Origin of the sequence: Curtobacterium sp. YC1, assembly GCF_016267665.1 — a bacterium.
GTDB lineage: Bacteria > Actinomycetota > Actinomycetes > Actinomycetales > Microbacteriaceae > Curtobacterium.
The window spans coordinates 231,039-254,424 of the sequence record NZ_CP066341.1 but is presented as its reverse complement, the minus strand read 5'-3'; the positions used below and the strand labels follow the sequence as shown (position 1 = coordinate 254,424).

The 23,386-nt window shown below is 72.2% G+C and carries 25 protein-coding genes; 14 read left to right on the top strand and 11 right to left on the bottom strand.

Translation table 11 applies throughout. The annotated features are described in order from the left end of the window. Positions 1 to 65: 65 nt before the first annotated feature. The 6 genes from I8920_RS01305 to mnhG are packed head-to-tail and all read left to right on the top strand — an operon-like array spanning position 66 to position 6,342. Positions 66 to 2,975, top strand: a complete 2,910-nt coding sequence (locus I8920_RS01305; RefSeq protein ID WP_198657411.1) for a Na+/H+ antiporter subunit A — start codon at positions 66 to 68, stop codon at positions 2,973 to 2,975. Further along, complete coding sequence (locus I8920_RS01300) at positions 2,972 to 3,382, top strand: Na(+)/H(+) antiporter subunit C (RefSeq protein ID WP_198657410.1); 411 nt, start codon at positions 2,972 to 2,974, stop codon at positions 3,380 to 3,382. Before I8920_RS01305 ends, I8920_RS01300 begins: the two co-directional genes overlap by 4 nt. After that, positions 3,379 to 5,070, top strand: coding sequence for a Na+/H+ antiporter subunit D (locus tag I8920_RS01295; RefSeq protein WP_198657409.1), 1,692 nt, complete (start codon positions 3,379 to 3,381; stop codon positions 5,068 to 5,070). Before I8920_RS01300 ends, I8920_RS01295 begins: the two co-directional genes overlap by 4 nt. Beyond that, positions 5,067 to 5,648 carry a Na+/H+ antiporter subunit E gene (locus tag I8920_RS01290; RefSeq protein WP_198657408.1) on the top strand — a complete coding sequence of 194 codons (582 nt, stop codon included), beginning with the start codon at positions 5,067 to 5,069 and terminating at the stop codon, positions 5,646 to 5,648. Before I8920_RS01295 ends, I8920_RS01290 begins: the two co-directional genes overlap by 4 nt. Further along, positions 5,645 to 5,989: a sodium:proton antiporter gene (locus I8920_RS01285; RefSeq protein WP_198657407.1), complete on the top strand. Its 345-nt coding sequence runs from the start codon at positions 5,645 to 5,647 to the stop codon at positions 5,987 to 5,989. Before I8920_RS01290 ends, I8920_RS01285 begins: the two co-directional genes overlap by 4 nt. Continuing rightward, a complete protein-coding gene (mnhG, locus tag I8920_RS01280; RefSeq protein ID WP_198657406.1) occupies positions 5,986 to 6,342 on the top strand; it encodes a monovalent cation/H(+) antiporter subunit G in 357 nt (118 codons plus the stop codon). The genes I8920_RS01285 and mnhG overlap by 4 nt, the downstream gene beginning before the upstream one ends. Positions 6,343 to 6,418: 76 nt before the next feature. On the opposite strand, the gene I8920_RS01275 is transcribed toward mnhG, so the two are convergent. Together I8920_RS01275 and mgrA are read right to left on the bottom strand one after the other, a co-directional pair. Next, positions 6,419 to 7,645, bottom strand: a complete 1,227-nt coding sequence (locus I8920_RS01275) for an MFS transporter (protein ID WP_198657405.1) — start codon at positions 7,643 to 7,645, stop codon at positions 6,419 to 6,421. Between the two features lie 569 nt (positions 7,646 to 8,214). Further along, entirely contained in the window at positions 8,215 to 9,258 is a 1,044-nt protein-coding gene (mgrA, locus tag I8920_RS01270; protein WP_198657404.1) for an L-glyceraldehyde 3-phosphate reductase, read from the bottom strand. A gap of 92 nt (positions 9,259 to 9,350) precedes the next feature. On the opposite strand from mgrA, the gene I8920_RS01265 reads away from it, so the two are divergent. The 3 genes from I8920_RS01265 (at position 9,351) to soxR (ending at position 11,455) form a co-directional block, all read left to right on the top strand. Then, entirely contained in the window at positions 9,351 to 9,806 is a 456-nt protein-coding gene (locus tag I8920_RS01265) for an iron chaperone (protein WP_198657403.1), read from the top strand. An 84-nt stretch (positions 9,807 to 9,890) separates the two neighbouring features. Continuing rightward, complete coding sequence (locus I8920_RS01260; RefSeq protein WP_232832780.1) at positions 9,891 to 10,937, top strand: YdcF family protein; 1,047 nt, start codon at positions 9,891 to 9,893, stop codon at positions 10,935 to 10,937. A 23-nt stretch (positions 10,938 to 10,960) separates the two neighbouring features. Beyond that, on the top strand, positions 10,961 to 11,455 hold the full coding sequence (gene soxR / locus I8920_RS01255) for a redox-sensitive transcriptional activator SoxR (protein ID WP_198657402.1): 495 nt from the start codon (positions 10,961 to 10,963) through the stop codon (positions 11,453 to 11,455). On the opposite strand, the gene I8920_RS01250 is transcribed toward soxR, so the two are convergent. Further along, the gene (locus I8920_RS01250; RefSeq protein WP_225559515.1) at positions 11,452 to 11,898 is read right to left on the bottom strand and encodes a MarR family winged helix-turn-helix transcriptional regulator; all 447 of its coding nucleotides are present in this window, start codon (positions 11,896 to 11,898) and stop codon (positions 11,452 to 11,454) included. The genes soxR and I8920_RS01250 overlap by 4 nt on opposite strands. A 46-nt stretch (positions 11,899 to 11,944) precedes the next feature. On the opposite strand from I8920_RS01250, the gene I8920_RS01245 reads away from it, so the two are divergent. Further along, positions 11,945 to 13,189: a multidrug effflux MFS transporter gene (locus I8920_RS01245; RefSeq protein WP_198657401.1), complete on the top strand. Its 1,245-nt coding sequence runs from the start codon at positions 11,945 to 11,947 to the stop codon at positions 13,187 to 13,189. 106 nt (positions 13,190 to 13,295) lie between these two features. Here I8920_RS01245 and I8920_RS01240 read toward each other — a convergent pair whose 3' ends face one another. Further along, positions 13,296 to 14,000, bottom strand: a complete 705-nt coding sequence (locus tag I8920_RS01240) for a phosphatase PAP2 family protein (protein WP_198657400.1) — start codon at positions 13,998 to 14,000, stop codon at positions 13,296 to 13,298. Between the two features lie 89 nt (positions 14,001 to 14,089). Between I8920_RS01240 and poxB the strand changes: the two genes are divergently transcribed. After that, on the top strand, positions 14,090 to 15,814 hold the full coding sequence (gene poxB / locus I8920_RS01235) for a ubiquinone-dependent pyruvate dehydrogenase (RefSeq protein ID WP_198657399.1): 1,725 nt from the start codon (positions 14,090 to 14,092) through the stop codon (positions 15,812 to 15,814). A 66-nt stretch (positions 15,815 to 15,880) separates the two neighbouring features. Here poxB and I8920_RS01230 read toward each other — a convergent pair whose 3' ends face one another. Continuing rightward, on the bottom strand, positions 15,881 to 16,564 hold the full coding sequence (locus I8920_RS01230; protein ID WP_198657398.1) for an SDR family NAD(P)-dependent oxidoreductase: 684 nt from the start codon (positions 16,562 to 16,564) through the stop codon (positions 15,881 to 15,883). A 102-nt stretch (positions 16,565 to 16,666) separates the two neighbouring features. Between I8920_RS01230 and I8920_RS01225 the strand changes: the two genes are divergently transcribed. Then, positions 16,667 to 17,509: a helix-turn-helix transcriptional regulator gene (locus tag I8920_RS01225; RefSeq protein ID WP_198657397.1), complete on the top strand. Its 843-nt coding sequence runs from the start codon at positions 16,667 to 16,669 to the stop codon at positions 17,507 to 17,509. Here the strand turns inward: I8920_RS01225 and I8920_RS01220 are convergent. Further along, positions 17,428 to 18,399, bottom strand: coding sequence for an SDR family NAD(P)-dependent oxidoreductase (locus I8920_RS01220; protein ID WP_198657396.1), 972 nt, complete (start codon positions 18,397 to 18,399; stop codon positions 17,428 to 17,430). The two genes, I8920_RS01225 and I8920_RS01220, sit on opposite strands and share 82 nt — an antisense overlap. Positions 18,400 to 18,485: 86 nt before the next feature. On the opposite strand from I8920_RS01220, the gene I8920_RS01215 reads away from it, so the two are divergent. Then, on the top strand, positions 18,486 to 19,349 hold the full coding sequence (locus tag I8920_RS01215) for a helix-turn-helix transcriptional regulator (protein ID WP_198657395.1): 864 nt from the start codon (positions 18,486 to 18,488) through the stop codon (positions 19,347 to 19,349). 90 nt (positions 19,350 to 19,439) lie between these two features. On the opposite strand, the gene I8920_RS01210 is transcribed toward I8920_RS01215, so the two are convergent. From I8920_RS01210 to I8920_RS01195, 4 genes are all read right to left on the bottom strand, one after another. Further along, entirely contained in the window at positions 19,440 to 19,853 is a 414-nt protein-coding gene (locus I8920_RS01210; protein WP_198657394.1) for a hypothetical protein, read from the bottom strand. Positions 19,854 to 19,912: 59 nt separating this feature from the next. Next, complete coding sequence (locus I8920_RS01205; protein WP_198657393.1) at positions 19,913 to 20,230, bottom strand: Dabb family protein; 318 nt, start codon at positions 20,228 to 20,230, stop codon at positions 19,913 to 19,915. Between the two features lie 84 nt (positions 20,231 to 20,314). After that, on the bottom strand, positions 20,315 to 21,202 hold the full coding sequence (locus I8920_RS01200) for an SDR family oxidoreductase (protein ID WP_198657392.1): 888 nt from the start codon (positions 21,200 to 21,202) through the stop codon (positions 20,315 to 20,317). 34 nt (positions 21,203 to 21,236) lie between these two features. Continuing rightward, entirely contained in the window at positions 21,237 to 21,824 is a 588-nt protein-coding gene (locus I8920_RS01195; protein ID WP_198657391.1) for a hypothetical protein, read from the bottom strand. 61 nt (positions 21,825 to 21,885) lie between these two features. Between I8920_RS01195 and I8920_RS01190 the strand changes: the two genes are divergently transcribed. After that, on the top strand, positions 21,886 to 22,488 hold the full coding sequence (locus tag I8920_RS01190) for a hypothetical protein (RefSeq protein WP_198657390.1): 603 nt from the start codon (positions 21,886 to 21,888) through the stop codon (positions 22,486 to 22,488). A 67-nt stretch (positions 22,489 to 22,555) separates the two neighbouring features. Here I8920_RS01190 and I8920_RS01185 read toward each other — a convergent pair whose 3' ends face one another. Then, positions 22,556 to 23,287, bottom strand: a complete 732-nt coding sequence (locus I8920_RS01185; protein ID WP_198657389.1) for a S1 family peptidase — start codon at positions 23,285 to 23,287, stop codon at positions 22,556 to 22,558. Between the last annotated feature and the right edge of the window lie 99 nt (positions 23,288 to 23,386).

Here is a 23,386-nt window from a genome sequence, read left to right as displayed (position 1 = left end):
GCTCGATCCGTAGTCTGTGAGTGCCCAGTGAGCCGGACTGCAGCCCGACCCCGAGGAGGTGCCCGATGGTCCTCGTCCTCGTCGCGTTCGCGATCGTCGCCCTGATCGTCCCCGCCCTGACGCCCGTCCTCGGACGCCGTGTGTACTACGTCGCCGCCCTCGCTCCCGCCGCGGCGGCCGTGCTGACGATCGCGCAGACCGACCGAGCCCTGCACGGCAGCGTGGTCGAACGGCACCAGTGGGTCCCGCAGCTCGACCTCGACGTCACGCTGCGGATGGACGCCCTGTCGTGGGTGCTCGCCCTCGTGGTGTCGGTGGTCGGTGCGCTCGTGCTCGTCTACTGCGCGTCGTACTTCGGTCGCGACGAACCGGGGACGGGACGGTTCGCGGGTGTCCTGACGGCGTTCGCCGGGTCGATGTACGGGCTCGTGATCGCCGACGACGTGATCGTGCTGTTCGTGCTGTGGGAGGCCACGACGGTCTTCTCGTACCTGCTCATCGGGCACGACGCCGACAAGCGGGCGAGCCGGGCCGCCGCGATGCAGGCGCTCGTCGTCACCACCGCGGGCGGCCTGGCGATGCTGGCCGGCCTCGTCATGCTCTCCGTCGCGGCGGGCACGACCTCGTTGTCCGGGATCGTCGCCGACCCGCCGAGCGGCACCGTGGTCTCGGTGTCGGTCGTGCTGGTCCTGCTCGGCGCGCTCACGAAGTCCGCCATCGTGCCGTTCCACTTCTGGCTGCCCGCGGCGATGGCGGCCCCCACGCCGGTCAGCGCCTACCTGCACGCCGCCGCGATGGTGAAGGCCGGCATCTACCTGGTGGCCCGGCTCGCACCCGCCTTCGCGTTGCTCGAGGGGTGGCGCGAGACCATCACCGTGCTCGGTGTGCTCGGCATGCTCGTCGGTGGCTACCGCGCCCTGCGGCAGACCGACCTGAAGCTCCTGCTCGCGTACGGCACGGTGGCGCAGCTCGGGTTCCTCGTGCTCGCGGCCGGGTGGGGTGCCCCGGCCGTCGCGCTCGGCGGCGTCGCGCTGCTCGTGGCGCACGCGGCCTTCAAGTCCACGCTCTTCCTGGTCGTCGGCGCGATCGACCACGTGACCGGCACCCGCGACCTCGCCCGGCTCAGCGGACTCGGCCGGTCCCGTCCGTGGCTCGCGGTCGTCGCCGCGCTGGCCCTGCTGTCGATGGCCGGCATCCCGCCGACCGTCGGGTTCGTCGCCAAGGAGGCCGTGCTCACCGGCTTCACCGAGTCGCTGCACGGTCCGAACGCCGGCTGGGCCTGGTTCGCGCTGATCGGCGTGACGATCGGTTCCGTGCTCACCGTGGCGTACTCGCTGCGCTTCTTCTGGGGCGCCTTCGCCCGGAAGCCCGGGGTCGCGACGACCGAGCCGCACGCCCTGCACGGCCTGGGTGTCGTGCCGTCCGTGCTCGCGCTGACCGGGCTCGCGCTGGGACTCCTGACCCCCGTGGTCGCGCACGGCATCGAGCCCGCGGCGGCGACGGCCGCCCTCGCCGGCCAGGAGGTCCCGCACCTCGCGCTCTGGCACGGCCTGGAGCCCGCGCTCGCGCTCTCCGCCCTCACCCTGGTGGGCGGTGTCACGCTGTTCGCCCTGCGCCGTCCGGTCGAGGCGCTGCAGCACCGGCTCGCCGGGTCACCCAGCGCCGCCGGCACCTACCGACGCGGCATGCGGGGGCTCGACCGGGCCGCCACCTGGCTCACCGCCAGCCTGCAGCGCGGCTCGCTCCCCTACTACCTGACGGTCATCCTGTCGGTCTTCGTCGCCGGGGCGATCGCGAACCTGGTGCTCGGTGGACCGTGGGAGTTCCACGTCCGGTTCGCCGACTCGTGGGGCCAGGTCCCGGTGATGATCGTGATGTCGATCGCCGCGATCGCCGTCCTGACCGCGAAGACCCGGTTCGCCGCGGCGGTCCTGGTCGGCGTCACCGGGTACGGGCTGTCCGTCCTGTTCGTCCTGCACGGCGCGGTCGACCTCGCGCTGACCCAGCTCGTCGTCGAGACGGTCACCCTCATCGCGTTCGTCCTGGTGCTGCGTCGGCTGCCCCCGCGCATCGCCACGACGAACCCGTCGCGGTTCCGGGTGGTGCGGGCGCTGTTCGCCGGACTGGCCGGACTCACGCTGGCGATCGTCGTCGTCGTGGCCGCGTCCGCCCGCACGGCGCGACCGCTCTGGCCCGACCTGCCGGCACTCACCAGCTCGTTCGGGCACGGCCTGAACGTCGTGAACGTCGCGCTCGTCGACCTGCGCGGCTGGGACACGCTCGGCGAACTGACGGTCGTGGTCGCCGCGGCCACCGGCGTCGCGAGCCTGATCTTCGTGAACTCGCGCGAGGACACCCTGCCCCGACTGCGTGACCTGCCGGAGACCCTGACCGCGAACGGCGAGCGCACCGACGGCGAACCCCGCGCCTGGCTGCCGACGAGCGCCGCGATCCCCACCGGCCGCTCGGCCCTGCTCGACGTGGTCGTCCGGCTGCTGTTCCACGGCCTGATCGTGCTGTCGCTGTACCTGCTGTTCGCCGGACACAACGCGGCCGGTGGCGGGTTCGCCGGCGGCCTGGTCGCCGGCATCGCCCTCGCGGCGCGGTACCTGGCCGGTGGTCCGGCGGAACTCGGCGCCGCCGCCCCGGTCCGTGCCGGCCGCCTGCTCGGCCTCGGCGTCGCCACCGCCGCCATCACGGCGATCGTGCCGCTGTTCTTCGGCCGCGAGGCCCTGTACTCCGAGTTCTTCGAGGCCACCGTCCCGGTCCTCGGGCACGTCGAGTTCGTCACCGCGACGTTCTTCGACATCGGCGTGTACCTGGTCGTCGTCGGCCTGGTGCTCGACGTCCTGCGCAGCCTCGGCGCAGAGGTCGACCGGCAGCGCCTGGAGGACGCCTCGCCGTCCCGTGACACCACGGAGGGGTCCGTCCCCGACACCCTCGATGCCCCCACCCCGGAAGGGAGCGCCACGTGACCGTCACCCTCGTCCTCGTGATCGCGATGGCCGTCCTGTTCTCGTGCGGCGTCTACCTGCTGCTCGAACGCTCCCTGACCCGGATGCTGCTCGGCTTCCTGCTGCTCGGCAACTCGCTCAACCTGCTCCTGCTGGTGATGTCCGGTGCCGCGGGCGACCCGCCCATCGGCAAGGGCGCGGACGGCATCACCGACCCGCTCCCCCAGGCGTTCGCCCTGACCGCGATCGTCATCACCTTCGCCGTCAGCGCGTTCCTGCTCGCCCTCATCCACCGGTCGTGGCAGCTGTCCCGCGCCGACGAGGTCGAGGTCGACGAGGCCGACGCCGCCATCGGCCGTGACCGCGACGAGCCGGCCGACGAGGACCCGGAGACCACCACCGACGCAGAACAGGAGGCGACCCGATGACCTGGCTCGCCCCGCTCCTCGTCCTCGTCCCGCTGCTCGGCGCCGCGGTCGCGCTCGGACTCCTCCGCCACCAGAAGCTCCAGCGGGCGATCACCATCGCGGTGCTCGTCGTCGCCCTGGCCGTCGCCGCGACGCTCATGGTGCTCGTCGACCGGCACGGCACGATCGTGGTGCAGGTCGGCGGCTGGGACGCCCCGTACGGCATCTCGCTCGTGGTCGACCGGCTGAGCGCCCTGCTGCTGACCGTGAGCGCGAGCGTGCTGCTGCTCGTCCTGCTGTTCTCGGTCGGGCAGAACCTGGCTGCCGACGACGAGGACGCCCCGGTCACGATCTTCTACCCGACCTACCTGGTGCTCGCCGCGGGCGTGCTCGACTCGTTCATCGCCGGCGACCTGTTCAACCTGTACGTCGCGTTCGAGATGCTGCTCGTGGCGAGCTACGTGCTCATCACCCTGGGCGGCAGCGAGCAACGCGTGCGCGCCGGCACGACGTACATCGTGACGAGCCTGATCGCGTCGGCGATCTTCCTCGCCGCGATCGGCCTGGTGTACGGCGCGACCGGCACGGTGAACATCGCCCAGATCAGCGAGCGCGTCGCCGACCTGCCGGAGCACGTCCAGCTGCTCCTGCACACGATGCTGCTCATCGGGTTCGGCATCAAGGCGGCCGTGTTCCCGCTGGCGTTCTGGCTGCCGGACTCGTACCCGACGGCCCCCGCACCGGTCACCGCGGTCTTCGCGGGCCTGCTCACGAAGGTCGGCATCTACGCGATCATCCGCCTCGAGACGGTGATCTTCCCCCGCCCGCAGCTCAACGAGGTCCTGCTCGTCGTCGCGGCACTGACGATGGTGGTCGGGGTGCTCGGCGCGGTGTCGCAGACCGACGTGAAACGGCTGCTGTCCTTCACGCTCATCAGCCACATCGGCTTCATGGTGATGGGTGTGGGCCTCGGCACCGTCGCGGGCACGGCGGCCGCGGTGTTCTACACGGTGCACCACATCGTCGTGCAGACGACGCTGTTCCTGGTGTCCGGCCTGATGGAGCGCGTGGGCGGGACGACGTCGACCCGGTCGCTCGGCGGGTTGCTGAAGGCCGCACCGCTGCTGGCGGCGCTGTACCTGGTCCCCGCGTTCAACCTCGGTGGCATCCCGCCGTTCTCCGGCTTCATCGGCAAGCTCGGCCTGTTCCGCGCCGCCGCCGAGGACGGCTCCCCGATGGCCTACGTCACGATCGGTGCCGGGGTGGTCACCTCACTGCTCACGCTGTACGCGCTGATGCGGGTGTGGGACGCCGCCTTCTGGCGGCCGAAGCCGGCGGCCGAGGCCGCCGCCCCGCACGCCACCACCGCCGAGCCGCACGCGCACCTGCGGTCGCCGGAACCGGCACCGCTGACCGTCTCCGAGGAGACGGGCGAGGCGTACCACCCGGGAGGCTCGACCACCGTCACCGACGCACCGCACGCGAGCAGCGCCTCCAGTCCGGCGACGGGCGCGACCGAGACGGTCGGCGAGGCGCCCGAGCGGGCGCGCCTGCCGCGCATGCTCGTCGGCGTGACGACGGTCGCCGTGCTCGGATCCGTCGCCCTGACCGTCGTCGCCGGACCGCTCTACGGCTACGCGACCCGCGCGGCGGAGTCCCTGGAGTCCCCCGACCGCTACGTGCAAGCCGTGCTCGGAGGTGAGCGATGACCGACGTCCGCCGCATCTCGAACGCCCGACGCATCGTCGTGGCGTGGCGCTACGACGTGCCGCTCGCCGCCGGGCTCACCGTCCTGTGGGCGCTGCTCTGGGGGTCGTGGAGCCCGCTCACGCTGCTGTGCGGCGTGGTCGTCGCGCTGCTCGTCACCCAGGCGCTGCCGCTCCCGCCGGTGCCGCTGTCGACACGGTTCTCGGTGCTCCACGCCCTGCGGTTCCTGGTCGTGTGGTCCGGGCTCGTCGTGGTGGCGTCGTTCCGGGTCGCGTGGGTCGCCCTCCGTCCCAGGGGGGTGCAGCGCAGCTCGATCAAGGTCGTGCAGCTGCACACCACGTCCGAGATGACCTTCACCCTGGCGACCCTGGCGATCTCGCTGGTGCCCGGCTCGTACGTGGGCGACGTGGACCTGCGTCGACGCCGCCTGCTGCTGCACGTGCTCGACACCGAGCGGTCCGAGCAGGTGGACGCCGCCGTGCGCGAGGCGCTGACGATCGAGGCCATGGTGATCCGGGCTCTCGGATCGGAGCAGGACGTCTCCGAGCTGTCCGAACCGCTGCCGGAGGTGACCCGGTGAGCCCCGCGGTCGTCGTCATGGGGATCGCCGTCGTGCTGGTCCTGGCGCTCCTGGGGGCGTCGTTGGCCCTCGCGGTGTTCCGCATCGTGCGCGGGCCGACCATCCTGGACCGGATGATCGGCTCCGACATGGTGCTGACCACCGTGCTCGTGGTGATCGCCGCGGCCATGGTGCTCCGTCGCGACCTGACGGGCATCCCCGTGCTCGTGGTCATCGCCGCGACGAGCGTGTTCGCCACCATCGCCGTGGCGCGGGCCGTCACCCCGTCGTCGGACCCGTCCGACGAGGGGCTGACCGCAACGACCCCGGAACACCGGGTCGACGAGGAGGAGCAGTCGTGATCGAGATCATCGAGACCTTCGTCGAGGGCGCGGGGGTCCGCGCGTGGATCGCGATCGGCCTGCTGCTCGTCGGCTCGCTGCTGTCCCTCGGTGCCGGGGTCGGCATCGTCCGGTTCCCCGACCCGCTCGTGCGCCTGCACGCGATGGCGAAGCCGCAGGTGCTCGGGCTCGCCCTGGCGCTGGCGGCCGTCGTCGTGGCCGTCTGGACGTGGACGGCGCTGTGGGTCGTCCTGCCGATCCTCGTGTTCCAGCTGTTCCTGGTGCCGGTGTCGACGCACATGATCGCCCGCGCCGGCCTGCGCGCCGGTGACTACCGGCACGAGGACCTGCTGGTCGACGACACCGAGTCCTGACCCGACCCGGTGCGGACGGGAGGCCCGTGGCGACGCCGCCACGGGCCTCCCGTCCGTCAGGTCGTCACGTTCGCGGTCAGGCGGTCGCGACCCGGCGGGGCAGCAGCAGGTTGCACACCGCGGCGACCACGACGACGGCGGCGGAGACCGCCGGCAGCAGCATCGCTGCTGCCGTGCCGTGGTGCTCGGCGACGTCCCCCGTGACGGCGGAGGCGATCGACTGGCCGACGATGACGGCGGACCCGAGGATCGTCATGGTGGTGGCGGACCGGCCGACGGGTGAGCGGTCCGAGCCGAGGCTGTACTGGGCGACCAGGGTGGGGCCGATCCCGATGCCCATGATCGCGAGGACGATGCCCGCGGCGACGACGGAGTCGGCACGGGCGAACGCGATCGCGCCGCCGAGCAGCACGACCCCGAAGACCAGCCAGCGCCAGCCGAGGCCGAAGGAACGCGGGAACGCCGCCGAGCCGAGCGCGAGCCCGGCCGAGCCGATGCCCATCAGGCCGTAGAGCAGGCCGGCCTGCGACGCCTCGCCGTGGGTCTCCATGAACGCGGTCAGCGAGGTGAGCGTCGAGCCGAAGAACAGGCCGATGCCGAGGATGCCGATCACCACGACGACGAGCCGCGGGCGCAGGAGCTGCCGGGCGGGTGCCTGCGTCAGCTCCGCGTGCTGGCCGACCACGAGCTTGCCGGTCGGGTGCAGCGCGAACGCCGTGACGAACACGAACGTCAGGACCGAGGCGCCGGCGACGGCCACCCACGGGGCGATCGCGCTGGCCAGGATGCCGACCAGGAACGGGCCGATGATGAACACGGTCTCGTCGGCGGCGGACTCGTAGGCCATGGTGCCGCTGAGGGTCTTCTCCCGCCGCGCCGGGGCCATGCGCTGCTGGATGATCGCGACGAGCCGCGTGCGGGACATCGGGGCGACCTGGGGGGCCGACGCGCCGATGCAGAAGGCGACCGCGAGGACCGCGAGGTCGGGCGCGGGGCCGCTGACGACGAACGGGAAGAACCCGAGCAGCGCCGCGTTCACCAGTCCGACGGGGACGAGCACCGCCCGCTGGCCGAAGCGGTCCGCCGCGGCGCCGACCATCGGGCCGAAGATCGCGGAGCCGATGCCGACGGCGGCGGAGTTGACGCCGCCGAGGGCGACGGAGTCACGGGCCGCGACGACGAGGGTCAGGACGCCGACGACCATCATGGCGAACGGCAGCCGGGCGATGAACGCGACGGGGAAGTACCAGCGTCCGGCGAGGGACAGGAGCGAGGCGTCGCGGGTGGGACGGTCGTGGAGCATGGGGGTGTGCCTTCTCGGCCCGGCCCGGTTCGGTGGGGGCGGACCCATCGGGTGCCGCCGCTGTCCGCCGGGGTGCCGGCGGCCGGTAGATACACACTGCGTGTTCTGAACGGCGTCCATCGTACCGCCCGGGTCCGCGGGTCGTCCCGCCGGTCGCGACGCCCCGCCCGCCGTCGGCGAGTGGTCACAGGTCGTCGCCTGCGGCGCCGCTCGCCGACGGTCCGTGACCGGTCGGCGGGCGAGCCGCGACGTGTCGTGGCCGGCCGTCGAGGGGCGGCCACGCGACGCGGGGCGACCGGACGACGGACGGGAGGCTCGGGACGGCGTGTCCCGTGCCTCCCGTCCGCCGCGTCGCGCGCCCAGTGCCCGCAGCGGTCGCGACATCCCGCCGGCCGGGGCCGTTGCACCGGTCGCGACACACCGCCCGCCGGCAGCGAGCGGTCACACGTCGTCGCCTGCGGCGTCGCCGACCGACGGTTCCTGACCGATCGGCGAGCGAGCCGCGACGTGTCGTGACCGGTCGGCGGGGGGGGGGGGGGGGGGCCGCCTGCTGCGGCGCGGGGGTCGGGTCAGGAGACCTCGCCCGCGCGGGCTCCCGCCCACAGGTCGACGTCGGCGATGCCGACCGAGTGCTCGTCGATCGCGCGGAGCTCCTCGTCGGTGAACGACGTGTTCGCCAGCGCGGCGACGTTGTCCTCGAGCTGCGACACCCGCGAGGCACCGATCACGAGCGAGGTGACCCGCTCGTCACGGAGCGCCCACGCCAGGGCGAGCTGCGCGAGGGACTGCCCGCGGGCGGCCGCGACCTCGTTCAGGGCACGGAGGTGCTCGACGACCTCGGGCGTGATGCTCGACGCGTCGAGGGACTTGCCCGCTGCCGCACGGGAGTCCTCGGGGACACCGTCCAGGTACTTGCCGGTCAGCAGCCCCTGCGCCAGCGCGGTGAAGCCGATCACGCCGAAGCCGAGCTCGCCGGCGGCGTCGAGCAGACCCTCGGTCTCGATCCACCGGTTGAGCATCGAGTACGAGGGCTGGTGGATGAGCAGCGGGGTGCCGAGGTCGCGGAGGATCTCCGCCGCCTGCCGGGTGCGCTCGGCGTCGTAGGACGAGATCCCGACGTACAGCGCCTTGCCCTGCTGGACGGCGGTGTGCAGGGCGCCCATGGTCTCCTCGAGCGGGGTCGAGGCGTCGAGGCGGTGCGAGTAGAACACGTCGACGTAGTCCAGGCCCGTGCGCTGCAGCGACTGGTCGAGCGAGGCGAGCACGTACTTGCGCGAGCCACCGCCCTGCCCGTACGGCCCCGGCCACATGTCCCAGCCGGCCTTGGTCGAGATGACCATCTCGTCGCGGTACGGCCGGAAGTCCTCGCGCATGAGGCGGCCGAAGTTGACCTCCGCAGCGCCGTAGGGCGGGCCGTAGTTGTTCGCGAGGTCGTGGTGGGTGATGCCGAGGTCGAAGGCCCGGCGGCTGATCGCACGCTGGTTCTCGAAGGGCACGTCGTCCCCGAAGTTGTGCCAGTACCCCAGGGAGAGCAACGGCAGGTCGAGGCCGGAGCGGCCGGTCCGTCGGTACGTCATCGAGTCGTAGCGGTCGTCGCTGGCGATGTAGGTCATGCACCGAGCCTGGCACCCCGGACTTCCTGCGGCCTGGCATCGTCCGCTTCGCGGTCCCATCATGGGAGCAGCAGACACGGAAGGAGCCGGCCATGGCACGGACGACGAAGCCCGAGACCACCTTCACCGACGAGGAGCGCGCGGCGATGCAGGAGCACGCCGCCGAGGTCAAGCGCGCCCGCGGCACGAGGGGCACCAGGACCGAGAAGGCGGCGGCGGCGGCCGCGGCGGTCGAGGCGAAGATCGCCGAGATGCCCCAGGCGGACCGCGGCCTGGCGGAGCGCATCCACCGCATCGCGCTCGAGGTCGCCCCCGACCTGGCGCCCAAGCTCTGGTACGGCATGCCCGCCTACGCCCGCGACGGCAAGACGGTGTTCTTCTTCCAGGATGCCGCGAAGTTCGGGGCCCGGTACGCGACGCTCGGGTTCCAGGACTCGGCTGCGCTCGACGACGGCACGCTCTGGCCGACGTCGTGGGCGATCACCCCGGAGTTCTCGGAGGCCGACGAGGCACGGGTCGCCGAACTGATCCGCCGCGCGGTCGGCTGACCCCGGTACGCACGGTCGCCCTCGGCCGGGCCGACCGGTCCGCCGGTACCGTGGTGGCGTGACTGCGCACCGATCGGCCGGACGGTGACCGCTCTCGGCGCCGCGCCCCTGTTCGCCCTGCTCTTCCTGGTGCTGTACCTGGTGGGGCGGCGGCGCGATCCGCGGATGCTCCGCAACGGGGTGTTCCTGACGGCGGCCCTGCTGTTCGGGCTCGCGACGGTCGCGGCGCTGCTGACGGCGGTGGTGCCCGGCTTCGGTGTGCTCGTGGCCGTGGTGCTGCTGCTCGTGCCGCTGGCCGTGGTCGTGCTCGGCGTCGCCCTGATCGCCAACGGGTTCCAGATGCTGCGTGCCGAGGGCCGCAGTCTCGGCAACCTGCTGTCGCTCGCCGCGGGCGTGGCCGTGTTCGTGCTGCCCGCGGTCGCCATCGCCCTGTTCGTCTCCGGCAGCGGCACGGGCTTCACGCTGTGGGACGGCACCCGGATCGCACTCGCCGTCCTGCTGGTCTTCGTCTGCGGGTACTTCGCACTGTCCCTGCTCGCCTTCGCCGTCTACTCCGTGGTGTACGGCCGGACCCGGCACGGCGTCGTGCCGGACGCGATCGTGGTGCTCGGCTCCGGGCTCGTGCACGGCGAGGTCCCGCCCCTGCTGCGGAGCCGCCTCGACCGCGCACTCACCGTGTACCGCGCCGAACGCGACGCCGGGCGCCGTCCCCTGCTGATCCCCTCGGGCGGCCAGGGCGACGACGAGCCCCGTCCCGAGGGCACCGCGATGGCGGAGTACCTGGTGGCGAACGGTGCCGACCCCGACGACGTCGCACCGGAGACCGCGTCGCGGAACACCCGTGAGAACCTGCGCCTGTCGCGCGACGTGCAGACCGCGGCCGGCCGTGACGGGCAGATCGTGGTCGTCACGAACAACTACCACGTGCTCCGCGCCGCGACCCTGGCCCGCCGACTCGACCTGCCGGCGCAGGTCGTCGGGGCGCGGACGGCCGCCTACTACGTGCCGAGTGCGTTCCTGCGGGAGTTCGTGGCGGTCGTCGTGGAGCACCGCTGGCTCAACGTGCTGGCGTGCACGCCGTTCGTGCTGTTCACCGGGTTCCTGCTGTGGGAGTCGTTGCAGCAGCGGTAGGACGGCGTCCTAGGATCTCCACCATGGTCGAGATCCAGCCGCCGCGACCGACGGACCTGCTGCCCATCGGGGAGGTCGTGCGACGCACCGGTGTCGCGGCCTCGGCGCTGCACTTCTACGAACGCAAGGGCCTGATCCACCCGGAGCGCACCGTCGGCGGCACGCGCATGTACCCGAGGCACGTCGAGCGACGGATCGCGATCATCCAGGTGGCCAGACGCCTCGGCATCCCGCTCAGCGAGGTCGCCGAGCAGTTCGAGGCCCTGCCTGCCGACCGCATGCCCTCGCTGCGCGACTGGAGCCGGTTGCACGAGCGGTGGCGCGCACGGCTGCGGGCCCGTCAGCTCGAGCTCGAGCGCCTGCAGCAGGAGATGACGCAGTGCATCGGCTGCGGGTGCGTCTCGCTCGGCGCGTGCTCGGTCGTCAACCCGGGCGACACCCTGGGCGACGAGGGGCACGGTGCCAGGCGGCTGCTGCCGATCGAGGACGACGCAGCCGACGACGACGCCGTCGCCTAGGCGGGGCTGCCGCGGAGTCCGTCGTCGATCCGCTGCAGCAGCTCCAGCGCCTCGGCCGCACCCCGCTCGTCGCCACCGAGCGCGGCGCGGAGCCTGCCGGACCAGTGCCGGTAGAGCCGGTCGACGCTCTCCTGGGCCAGGGCGGTCGAGTGCAGCTGCACGGTCCTGGCGTCGGCCGGGTCCTGGCGTCGCTCGACCATGCCCTTCGCCACGAGCGACCGGACCGCGACGCTGAGGTTGCTGCGCTGCAGGGCCGTGGCCTCGGCGGTGGCGCTCGGCGAGGTGCCCGGGTTGCGGTTGATCCAGCGCATCACGAGCGCCTCGGTGCCGGTGAGTGGGACGATGTCGAGGGTCTCGGAGCCGTGTGGGTCGATGTCGCGTGCGATCCGGAGCAGGACGTCCGCGAACTCGGCGAGGACGCTGTCGGACACGGCGGAGGGCATGACCGTACTGTACCGACCTCGGGCAATGAGTTATGCTTTCATAACAATGACCACGGACACCGGAACCATCCGCGCGACGACCGCGACACCCACGACCGACCGACAGGGCATCACGACCGCTCTGCTCCTGGTGCTCGGCCTGCTCAGCGCCGTCGCCCCCTTCGCCACCGACCTGTACCTGCCGGCGTTCCCGCAGATGACCACCGAGCTCGGGGCGAGCGCCACCGCCGTGCAGCTCACCCTCACCGCGTTCCTGGTAGGCGTGACCGCGGGCCAGCTCGTGTTCGGCCCGCTGTCCGACCGGTTCGGCCGCGTGCCCCCACTCATCGCCGGCGCCGCGCTGTGCGTGCTCGCCAGCATCGCCGCGGTGCTCGCGCCGAACATCGGCGTGCTCATCGCCGCCCGCCTGCTGCAGGGACTCGGCGGTGCGGCCGGCATGGTGATCAGCCGTGCGGTCATCTCCGACCTGGCGACCGGCCGGTCCGCCGCCCGCGCGTTCTCGCTCATGATGATCGTCGGCGGGGTCGCCCCGGTCGTCGCACCGCTGCTCGGCGGTCTGCTCACGGGTCCGATCGGCTGGCGTGGCCTGCTGTCGATCGTGCTCGGCCTGTCGGTCGTCATGCTCATCGCGGTCCTCGCCGTGATCCGAGAGACCCACCTGCGGGAACACCGCGACGCCCTGCGCGAGGAACGCCGTGGGTCGGGATCTGCCCTGCGTGCCCTGCGCTCCCGCACCTTCCTCGGCTACACCGCGGTGTTCGGCTTCGCGTTCGCCGTGATGATGGCCTACATCTCCGCGTCGCCGTTCCTGTACCAGGACATGATCGGCTTCGGCACGGTCGGCTACGGCCTGGCCTTCGGGCTGAACGCCCTGGCGCTGATGGGCGTCAGCATCCTGTCCGCCAAGCTCACCGCGACCCGTTCGGTCACGGGCGTGCTGTCGCTCGGCATCGTGCTGGTGCTCGCGTCGACCGTCGCGTTCGCGCTGCTCGTCGCCTCCGGAGCACCGGTCGTCTGGCTCGCCGTGCCGCTGTTCACCGCGGTCGGCTCGCTCGGTCTGGTGCTCGGCAACGCCACGGCGCTCGCCCTCGGTGCCGTGCCGTCGGCTGCCGGCAGCGCCTCGGCCGTGCTCGGTGCGCTGCAGTTCGGCCTCGCGGCGCTCGTGTCCCCGCTGGTCAGCATCGGCGGGTCGGACACCGCGGCGCCGCTGGCGATCGTGATGCTCGCGGCAGCCGTGGTGGCCGTCGTGGCGCTGCTCGCTGCGCGGGGCCGGACCAGCACGCGCCGCTGACCCGGACGACGCCGGACGACACCGGCGGCTGACGCCACACGACATTGTCGACGTCGCACGACATCGACAGTGTCGTTCCGCGTCAGCCCGGCCCGCCCGCCCCGCGTCACCGCCGCGGCCGCAGGAACGGCACCCGCGGCATGACCCAGTCCACCCACACCACCCGGACGCCCGGCGCCACGGCGAGCGCCCACAGGATCGAGGCGGCGGCGTCCGTCGGGTAGTGCACCGCGGCGACGGACACCGCGAAGAACACGACCACGATCGCGACGACCCCCAGGGTCAGCGCCAGGCGGTGCCACCGGGTCTCGCGGAGCAGCCAGATCAGGGCGATGACGAACGCCGTGATGTAGACCGTGTGCCCGCTCGGGTACCCGGGGTCGGGCTGCACCGGGAACGGGTGCGGCAGCACGGACACGTCCGGTCGTGCACGGTGCACGATCTCCTTGACGACGGCAGACGGCACCCACGTGATCGCGATCGTGCCGCCGAACGCCATGGCCGGCCGCAGGTCGCGGGTCCGCCACCAGACGACCGCCACGACGACGACCGTGATCCCGATCGCCGGCGCGGGACTGATGACGTGGTAGACGGCGTCGCTGAAGCCGCCGACGACGCCGGTGTGCAGCGCGTTGAGGACCTTCGACAGTCCGAGGTCCACGGTGCCCAGGGTGAACCCGACCAGGGTGATGACCACGACCGCGACGACGGCCGCCACGACCGAGACCAGCGGGTACGGCGAGCGCTCGAGGATCCCGTACCCGGCGGGTTCCGGGCGGCGGGAGCGGAGGAGCGGCGCGTCGGCGGTCATCCGACCATCGTCCCAGGGCCGCCTGCGGTCGGGTCCGCCACGAGCCTCTGAAAGCACTCAGCGCAGGCGCGCGGGAGTAGACAGGATGCATGCCAACTGTCGCTGAGAACATCGTCGCCACCCTCCGCGCCAACGACGTCGAGCGCGTCTACGGCCTGCCGGGTGACTCCCTCAACGGCTTCACGGACGCCCTGCGCCGGGACGGCACGATCCGGTGGGAGCACGTCCGGCACGAGGAGGCTGCTGCCTTCGCCGCGAGTGCCGAGGCCGGCCTGACCGGGGAGCTGGCCGTCTGCGCGGGCAGCTGTGGCCCCGGCAACCTGCACCTGATCAACGGCCTGTACGACGCGAACCGCTCCCGCGTGCCGGTGCTGGCGATCGCGGCGCACATCCCGACGGCGGAGATCGGTACCGGCTACTTCCAGGAGACCCACCCGCAGGAGTTGTTCCGCGAGTGCTCGGTGTACGTCGAGTACGTCGCCGACCCGGTGCAGATGCCCCGCCTGCTCGAGATCGCGATGCGCGAGGCGGTCGAGAAGCGCGGGGTCGCTGTGCTCGTCATCCCCGGCGACGTGCTGCTCGCCGAGGCGAAGAGCGACCGCGTCTCCCGCATCGAGCGCACCACGCCGCGCATCGTGCCGAGCGACGCCGAGTTGCAGAAGACGGCCGACCTGCTGAACGGGGCGGACAAGGTCACGATCCTGGCCGGCGCCGGTGTCGTCGACGCCCACGACGAGGTCGTCGCGCTTGCCGAGCGCCTGCAGGCCCCCATCGTGCACGCCCTGCGCGGTAAGGAGTACATCGAGTACGACAACCCGTACGACGTCGGCATGACCGGGCTGCTCGGCTTCTCGTCCGGCTACCGCGCCATGGAGGACGCCGACGTCGTGCTCATGCTCGGCACCGACTTCCCGTACCCGCAGTTCTTCCCCGAGCAGGCGAAGCACGTGCAGGTCGACATCCGCGGGTCACAGCTCGGACGCCGGCACCCCGTCGACATCGGGCTGGTCGGCACAGTGAAGGACACCGCGCTCGCGCTCATCCCGCTGCTCACGGGGTCGCACCCGTCGAAGCACCTGCAGGACTCCCTGCAGCACTACCGGAAGACCCGCGAGAAGCTCGACGACCTCGCCGTCCCCGCTGGCCGACACAAGCCGCTGCACCCGCAGTACGTCACCCGGGTGCTCGACCGGCTCGCCGCGGAGGACGCCGTGTTCATCCCCGACGTCGGCTCCCCGGTCGTGTGGGCGTCGCGGTACCTCACCATGAACGGCAAGCGTCGACTGATCGGGTCGTTCTGGCACGGGTCGATGGCGAACGCGGTCTCGCAGGCGATCGGCGCGCAGACGGCGTTCCCGGACCGGCAGGTCATCGCCATGGCGGGTGACGGCGGCCTCACGATGCTGCTCGGCGAGCTCGTCACGATCGTGCAGAACGAACTGCCGGTGAAGATCGTCGTGTTCGACAACTCGTCGCTCAACTTCGTCGAGCTCGAGATGAAGGCCGCCGGCTTCGTGAACTACGGCACCGAGCTGACGAACCCGGACTTCGCCGCCGTCGCCGAGGCGATGGGCATCAAGGGCTTCCGGGTCGACGTGTCCGACGACTTCGAGGACGCGATGGCCGCCGCGCTCGCGCACGACGGCCCCGCGCTCGTGTCGGTCCGCGCGAACCGGCAGGAGCTCTCCATGCCCCCGGCCGTCACGCTCGAGCAGGCAAAGGGCTTCACGCTCTACGCCATCCGCACGGTGCTGTCGGGTCGCGGCGACGAGCTGCTGGACCTCGCGTCGACCAACGCGCGCCAGCTGCTGTAGACGCGACCGGATGACGGACGGGAGGCCCGTGGCGACGCCGCCACGGGCCTCCCGTCCGTCACGGCGTCACCACCCGAGCGGCTGGCCGTCCTCCAGGAACACGCCGGTCGGGCCCTCCGGGCCGGCGCTCGCGGCGGCCGCGATCGTCGCGGCGCTCACCTCGACGGGGCGACCGTGCGGGTTCGGCTTGCCCCCGAACTCGGTGGCCGTGTAGCCGGGCTCGACCGCGACGAAGTGCACCTCGGGTGCGATCTTCGCGTACTGCACCGTCAGCATCGAGACGGCTGCCTTCGATGCGCCGTAGACCACGGCCGGCACGGTGAACGCGGGCTTCGACGGGTCGTGGGTGGCGGTGAACGAGCCGAGCGCACTCGAGAGGTTCACCACGATCGGGTTCGCGGAGCGGCGCAGGAGCGGCAACGCGGCCTCGGTCGCGCGGATCGTGCCGACGGCGTTCGTGTCGAACACGGCGAGCGCCTGGGGGCCGTCCTGCCCCCACACGGCGATGCCGGCGTTGTTCACGAGGACGTCGAGTCCGCCGTTCGCCGCGACGTGCGCGAAGGCGGCGGCGACCGAGGCGTCGTCGCGGACGTCGAGCTGCACGGAGCGGGCGCCGATCTCGGCGGCGACCGCCGCTCCCTGCTCGGCGTCGCGGGCGCCGATCCAGACCGTGTGACCGGCCTCGACGAGCTGGCGGGCGGTTTCCTTGCCGAGGCCGCGGGTGGCCCCGGTGATGAGTGTCGTTGTCATGGCCCCAGCGTCGCCCTCGTGCCGTCGGGCAGGGAGTCGCCCGGTTGTCGTAGGACTGGCGGGGCCAGGACTCGCGGGCCGCCGCGCGCGCAGACTGGGGACATGGCGGACACGGACTTCGGGCACACCCTGCGGCGGCTGCGCGACCACGTCTCCCCGGCCGCTGCGGGCGTCGTCGTCGGACCGCGTCGACGAGCGGCGGGGCTCCGGCGGGAAGAGCTCGCGGGACTGGCAGGGATCTCCGCCGACTACCTGACCCGGCTCGAGCAGGGGCGGGCGACCTCGCCGTCGGCGCAGGTCGTCGAGGCGCTCGTCCGGGCGCTCCGCGTCACCGACGCCGACCGCGAGCTGCTCTACCGCCTGGCCGGCCACGCCGTCCCCGGCGCCGACGTCGTGCCGACGCGGATCCCGCCGAGCGTGCAGCGGCTGCTCGACCGGCTGGCGGACACCCCCGTCGCGGTCCTCGACGCCGCCGGCAACCTGCTCGTCGCGAACGCCCCCTACGACGCCCTCATGGGACCGATCGCCGCGCTCCGCGGCCACGAGCGGAACACCACCTGGCGGCACCTGGTCGGCTCCGGCAGCCGCGCCGTGCACACGCCCGACGAGCAGGCCGCGTTCGAGGAGACCCTGGTCGCCGGCCTCCGGATGACCGCGGCCCGCTACCCGCTCGACCGCCAGCTGCAGCAGCTCGTGCGCGACCTGCGTGCGGCCAGCCCCCGGTTCATCGAGCTGTGGGACTCGGGCGCGACCGCCCTGGGCGAGACCGCCCGCCGCAAGGTGATCGACCACCCGGACGTCGGCCTGATCACGCTGGACTGCGACACCCTGGTCGTCGGGCCGGAGGACCTGCGGATCCTCGCCTACACGGCCGAGCCGGGGACGGCGGACGCGGAGCGGCTCGCCCTCGCGGTGGTCGTGGGGACGCAGGCGTTGGTGGGGTGAGGGCGGGTGGCTGCTGTCGTGCGGTCGCGCGGTCGTGGCGGGCTTGCGCTTCGCCCAATCGAAGTGACGCGGAACCGCGCGCTCGTCCGGTTCCGTTGCACTTCGGTTGTGCGCAGCGCCGGCGTCAGGCCCCCGCGCCCCCGTCGACGGGGACGATCGGCCCGGTCACTGAGCAGCCACGCCGCGACCTCGGCCACCTCGACCGGTTCGGCCATCCGGCCCAGCGGTACCGACGCGTTGATCTGCTCGGTGACGCCCGGGGTCGCCGCCTCCCACGCCTCGATCATCTCCGTCGCCGTGCCGCCCGGGGCGATGCCGTTCACCCGGATCCGCTCGGGCGCCCAGGTGACGGCCGCCGTCTCGGTGATGCTGTTCAGCGCCCGCTTCATCGCGCCGTACGCGGGCAGTGCCGGATTCGCCCGACGGCTCCCGATGCTCGACGTGTTCACGATCGCCCCTCCTCCGGAGCGACGCATCAGCGCCGCCTCGGCGGTCATCGCGACCCAGTGGCCGCGGAAGTTCACGGCGAACTGGGTGTCGATGTCCTCGTCGCTGGTGGTGTCGAGCGGTCCGGGCTGCTGGATGGTGGCGCCGTTGTTGAAGGCGGCATCGAGTCGACCGTGCAGCTCGTCGACCCGCGCCACCGCGGCGCGGATGCTGTCCGGGTCGGCCAGGTCGAGCGCGACGGCGTCCGCCGTGCCGCCGGAGCCGCGGACGTCGGCGACGACCGCCTCGAGTGCCTCGGTACTGCGGGCGGCGAGGACGACCCGGGCGCCTTCCCGGGCGAAGAGCCGTGCTGCGGCCGCGCCGATGCCGCGGCTCGCGCCGGTGATGAGCACGACCTTGTCGGAGAGCAGGCCGATGGGGGTGGATGCGGTTTGGTTGGTCATGACGACAGCGTCGGGCCGCACCTCGCGACGGATACAGGTACGAGCGGTACCAGGGTGCGCGACGGCAGGCGGTGGAGACTCGTGGCATGGACAAGCCGGAACTCGCCGCCTTCCTGCGCTCGCGACGGGAACGGCTGCGCCCCGAGGACGTCGGCCTGCCAGCCGGACCCCGCCGCCGCACGCCGGGCCTGCGCCGTGAAGAGGTCGCGGTGCTCGCCCACATCTCCACCGAGTACTACGTCCGACTCGAGCAGGGCCGTGCGCCCCGGCCGTCGGCGGAGGTCCTGGCGGGCATCGCCGGGTCACTCCTGCTGACCCCGGCGGAGTCGGACCACCTGCACGCCTTGGCCGGTACGGCCCCGCTGCAGACGGGCCGGGTCGAGCGAGCGGTCCGGCCGAGCATCCTCGCGCTCGTCGAGCGGCTGCCGCAGACCGCGGCGATCGTGCTGTCGGCCGCGTTCGAGGTGCTCGCCTGGAACGCGCTGGCATCGGCGCTCATGGAGGACTTCGCCCGGCTCGCCCCAGCGGAACGGAACCTGGCACGTCGAGCGTTCCCGCCGGACACGGTCGACGAGGCACCGCCGCCGTACGGCATCTCGGACGGTGCCGAGTTCCGCCGACACGTCGTGATGCAGCTGCGGACGAGCCGGACCCGGTACCCCAACGACCAGCAGGTCTCCGAGCTCGTCGAGGAGCTCCGCACCGGCAACGCGGAGTTCGCTCGGCTGTGGGACCGGCACGACGTACAGGTCGCCCCGGTCCTGACGAAGACGTTCCGGCACCCGACCGTCGGGTCGGTGACGGTCGACTGCGACAGTCTGGCGCTGACCGACCGCGACCAGTACCTCGTGCTCTACACGGCACCACCGGGATCTCCGGATGCCGATGCGCTGGCGCTCCTCGGTCTCCTGGCCGCTGAGGACGACACGGCGACTGCCCGGACGACGTAGCCGTCAGGACCGGATGCGACTCGTCGGCTCGACCTCCACCGAGACCCGAGCAGCAGTGGTCGCGTCACGGTCCCCGTCCCGACTCGCTCCTCACTCCGCGCTCCTGACGGCGTCGTCCTCGAGCCACTTCCGCAGGACGTGCAAGGTCTGCGCGGACACCGCCTCGTCGACGAGGCGATCTGCGTGGAAGCCCCAGTTGACGACCACCTCGCCCGAGCGGAGCTCGATCGCCGCAGGTGCCTCGATACGGGCGACCGCACTGCGGTGGACCTTCCGGGTCGCGATCAGTCCGACGCTGGAGATCGAGTCTGCGCGCAGTTCGTACCGGAGACGTGCTGCCCGCCACGAGGCGATGCCGCACGGAACGGCAGCGAGGAGACCGATCCCGATCCGGAGGCCGTCGAGCGGCGGGACGGCTGCGACGACGAGCATCGCGACACAGCAGATCCCGGTGATGACCGAGAGCAGCACCCGCAGCTGCACGGGAGCGTCGATCCTGTGCACGTCTCCTCCGCCCGGGCTGCCGGGCCGGCGAGGACGAGCGTCAGGAGACGGTCGATCGGTCACGGCAGGGTCGGGGCGCCGCTCGCGTCCTGCACGTCGAAGACCACGACCCGCGCACTGGCCCCACCGATGAACTCCGCGACCGGCCGGTGCTCCGGGTGCGGCAGGTAGGCGTCGAGCGCCGCGTGGTCCAGGAACCGGACAACGAGCATCCAGTGGAAGCCGCCCTCCTTGCCCTCGGTGCTCACGCTGGGCCCGGCCTGCACCGAGTCGACACCGTCGATGCGCGTCAGGTGGTCTCGGGCGAGCGCCGAGGCCTCGGACGAGCGGTCCTCGCCGTCCCACTCGACCAGCACGACGTGCGTCACTGCGGACACGTGATCTCCTCTGACAGACGATGAACGGACGAAGGAACCGGCGACGGACGGTCGGCCGGACGAGCGCCCGGCCGACCGACCAGATCAGAAGGCGGGGGTGCCGCCGGCGATCGTGATGGTGGAGCCGGACTGGTAGCTCGACTCCGGGCTGACCAGGTGCACGTAGGCGGCACCGAGCTCGGCGGGCTGGCCGGGGCGGCCGAACGGCGAACCCTCGCCGAAGTGCGCCACGGTCTGGGCGTCGTCCGAGCCGGGCTGCAGCGGGGTCCACACGGGGCCGGGGGCGACCGAGTTCACGCGGATGCCCTTGGGGGCGAGCTGCTGGGCGACGGCCTCGGTGAAGAGCTTGATCGCGCCCTTCGAGACGGCGTAGTCGATCTTGTCAGCGGACGGGGTCGACGCCTGGATCGAGCCGGTGGTGACGATGGTCGAGCCGGGCTCCAGGTGCGGCACGGCGGCCTTGGTCAGCCAGAACAGCGAGTAGATGTTCGTCTTGAAGGTGGAGTCGAACATCGAGGTGTCGAGCGTCAGGATGTCGTCGTTGCTGTCCATGCGGCCGGCGACCATGACGAGCGTGTCGAGACCGCCGAGCTCGTCGACGCCCTTCTGCACGAGGTCCTTGCAGTACTGCTCGTCGGCGATGTCACCGGGGAACAGCACGGCGCGACGGCCCTCGGACTCGAGCAGGTCGCGGACCTGCTCGGCGTCCTCCTGCTCGTCGGGCAGGTACGACAGCACCAGGTCGGCACCTTCGCGCGACAGGGCGATCGCGGCGGCACGGCCGATGCCGGAGTCGGCGCCGGTCACGATGCCGCGGTAGCCGGTCAGCCGCTCCTTGCCGACGTAGCTGTCCTCACCGTGGTCGGGCTTCGGGTCCATCTTCCACGCGGCACCCGGCAGCGACTGCTCCTGCTTCGGGTACGGCGGTGCGGGGTAGAGGGTGTTCGGATCGCGCTTGTCGTACTGGCTCATGGGGCCACTGTCGTCGTCGTTCGTGAACGCGTGTTCAGCGTCGCGCTTCGGCGCGCTGCTGGACGACGGTGAGCACGAGGAACAGGAGCCCGACGGCGGTGACGATGATCCCGGCGACGGGGGCCTCGCCGCCGGTGGCCATCGGCGTGACGAGGAACACGAGGCCGAACGCGGTCATCGCACCGGACAGCCACCACCCGGCCTTGACACTGACGAACCAGCGCGGCCGGCCGGCGGCGTCGGCTTCGGCGGTGCGCTCGTCCTCGCGCTGGCGCCAGGCACTGCCGGGCCCTCGGTGGCGGAGCACGGTCGCCCAGAACAGGAGCATGCCGCCACCGAGGACGACGAAGAGCACCGTCAGTCCCAGTGCCGGACCGACCCGGCCCTCGAGCCAGAACGGGATGGTGACGAGCAGGCCCAGCACGGCACCGCCGACCGCGACCCACGGGGCCACGGAGCGCCCGTACGTCTGGTACCCACGAGCGACGGCTCGGTCGGCGCGCAGGAACCGCTGCTCCCGCTCGGACCGCTCGGCCTGTGGTTTGCGCATGACACGGGCCTCGATGACGATCACGACGATCGAGACGAGCAGGACGGCACCGACGACGACGAGGGCGATCATGACCCGGACCGTACCCACGAGGACTCCTCATCCACTGGCACACCGGGGTACGGTGCAGGGCGTGACGGAGGCGCAGTGGGTCGAGTTCGACGACGAGCCGAAGCGTCGGGTCTTCCGCGCACGCTTCCGCCGTGCGGTTCCGCTCGTCCTGGTCATCGGCACGGCGAGCGCGTTCCTCTCGCGGGGCGGCGAGACCCCCTTCCAGACGTGGGGGTGGATCGCCGTGCCGATCTGGTTCGCCGGGACCGGTCTGTTCCTCGCGGCGCTGTGGGGCCTCGTGCTGCTCCAGACGCGTCCCTTCGCGATCGACGTCGGGCGACAGCGGGTCCGGATCCGCGGACGGACGCTCGCGTTCTCCGACGTGGACGTGGCCGAGCTCGACCCGATCACGAACAACGAACCGGACATGCTCTCGCTGCGGTTCGGCAGGCGTCGCGGACGCAAGATCTCCCTGCTCGTCCGCGAGGGCCGGGAAGCCGCGATCACCGGCGAGCGCCGAGCGGCGCTGCTCGCCCTGATCGCCGGTTCGCCGATCACCCGGCCGTCGAGTCGCCACGACCCGGAGGGCACGTTCGCCCGTTCCAACTTCCCCGGCACCCTCGACAAGGTGGGAGCCGCCAGCGTCGTCTGCGACCCGCCCCAGGTGGGCGAGCCGGGTCCCTGAAGACGGCTGGACGACGGACGGGAGGCACGGTGCGGGCCCGCACCGCGCCTCCCGTCCGTCAGCTGGTTCAGACGCCTGCCGTGGTGCGGATCCAGGACGACGCCTGCGACAGCAGGGCGTAGTTCGAGCCGGCCCGGGTGTTCGCGCCGGGGTCGGCGCTGTCGCCGGTCGAGCACACCGCGACGACCTTGCCGTTGACGAGCAGCGGGCCACCGGAGTCACCGTGGTTGGACGCGCCGGTCACCCCGGTGAGGTGCTGGGCGCGACCGCCGAAGGCGTCGGTGCTGGCACCGGTGAGCGAGACCGTGGCCTGGTACAGGCCGTCGGACTGTGTCGCGTTCGCGCGGAGGCCGTAGCCCTGGATGGTGCCGGTGCCGCTCGACTTCGCGGTCGCGGTCAGGTCGAGGGGTGCGTAGCTGGACAGCGCGTACGAGCTGCGCAGGTGCACGAGTGCGATGTCGCCGGCGGGCGAGGTGCTCACGCGGTCGACCGCGACGGCGGAGCCGCGGTTGACCGTGGAGTTCGAGTGGTAGACGTTCATCGCGCCGATGCCGTCGATGCAGTGCCGGGCCGTGAGGATCCACGAGGCGTTCAGCTGCTCGCCGGTGCAGGTGCTGACGTAGCCGGACGGGATGGAACCGCCGGATGCCTCGAGCTGCACGGCCCACGACGTGGTGGGGGCCTTCTCGCCGCCGACGACCTTCGTGCTGACGGGCAGCGCGGAGGCGGGCGAGGCGGCGAACACGCCGGCGGTGACGACGGCGACCGCGGCGAACGCGGCTGCGATGGACTTCTTCATGACGACTCCTCTGTCGGTGAAGCACCTGCCAGTTGCTCTGTGCAACTGATGGGTCATCTTCACCCCCCGTTCCGGGGTCGCACCAGTCCGCACTTCGAC

What these genes read in the sequence shown, in the direction of transcription:
- I8920_RS01200 (WP_198657392.1), bottom strand. Translation starts at nt 21,202, where the DNA reads ATGAGCCAGTACGACAAGCGCGATCCGAACACCCTCTACCCCGCACCG.
- I8920_RS01225 (WP_198657397.1), top strand. Translation starts at nt 16,667, where the DNA reads ATGGCGGACACGGACTTCGGGCACACCCTGCGGCGGCTGCGCGACCAC.
- I8920_RS01290 (WP_198657408.1), top strand. Translation starts at nt 5,067, where the DNA reads ATGACCGACGTCCGCCGCATCTCGAACGCCCGACGCATCGTCGTGGCG.
- mgrA (WP_198657404.1), bottom strand. Translation starts at nt 9,258, where the DNA reads ATGACCTACATCGCCAGCGACGACCGCTACGACTCGATGACGTACCGA.
- poxB (WP_198657399.1), top strand. Translation starts at nt 14,090, where the DNA reads ATGCCAACTGTCGCTGAGAACATCGTCGCCACCCTCCGCGCCAACGAC.
- I8920_RS01215 (WP_198657395.1), top strand. Translation starts at nt 18,486, where the DNA reads ATGGACAAGCCGGAACTCGCCGCCTTCCTGCGCTCGCGACGGGAACGG.
- soxR (WP_198657402.1), top strand. Translation starts at nt 10,961, where the DNA reads ATGGTCGAGATCCAGCCGCCGCGACCGACGGACCTGCTGCCCATCGGG.
- I8920_RS01220 (WP_198657396.1), bottom strand. Translation starts at nt 18,399, where the DNA reads ATGACCAACCAAACCGCATCCACCCCCATCGGCCTGCTCTCCGACAAG.
- I8920_RS01250 (WP_225559515.1), bottom strand. Translation starts at nt 11,898, where the DNA reads ATGCCCTCCGCCGTGTCCGACAGCGTCCTCGCCGAGTTCGCGGACGTC.
- I8920_RS01275 (WP_198657405.1), bottom strand. Translation starts at nt 7,645, where the DNA reads ATGCTCCACGACCGTCCCACCCGCGACGCCTCGCTCCTGTCCCTCGCC.
- I8920_RS01185 (WP_198657389.1), bottom strand. Translation starts at nt 23,287, where the DNA reads ATGAAGAAGTCCATCGCAGCCGCGTTCGCCGCGGTCGCCGTCGTCACC.
- I8920_RS01240 (WP_198657400.1), bottom strand. Translation starts at nt 14,000, where the DNA reads ATGACCGCCGACGCGCCGCTCCTCCGCTCCCGCCGCCCGGAACCCGCC.
- I8920_RS01265 (WP_198657403.1), top strand. Translation starts at nt 9,351, where the DNA reads ATGGCACGGACGACGAAGCCCGAGACCACCTTCACCGACGAGGAGCGC.
- I8920_RS01245 (WP_198657401.1), top strand. Translation starts at nt 11,945, where the DNA reads ATGACCACGGACACCGGAACCATCCGCGCGACGACCGCGACACCCACG.
- I8920_RS01230 (WP_198657398.1), bottom strand. Translation starts at nt 16,564, where the DNA reads ATGACAACGACACTCATCACCGGGGCCACCCGCGGCCTCGGCAAGGAA.
- I8920_RS01295 (WP_198657409.1), top strand. Translation starts at nt 3,379, where the DNA reads ATGACCTGGCTCGCCCCGCTCCTCGTCCTCGTCCCGCTGCTCGGCGCC.
- I8920_RS01195 (WP_198657391.1), bottom strand. Translation starts at nt 21,824, where the DNA reads ATGATCGCCCTCGTCGTCGTCGGTGCCGTCCTGCTCGTCTCGATCGTC.
- I8920_RS01305 (WP_198657411.1), top strand. Translation starts at nt 66, where the DNA reads ATGGTCCTCGTCCTCGTCGCGTTCGCGATCGTCGCCCTGATCGTCCCC.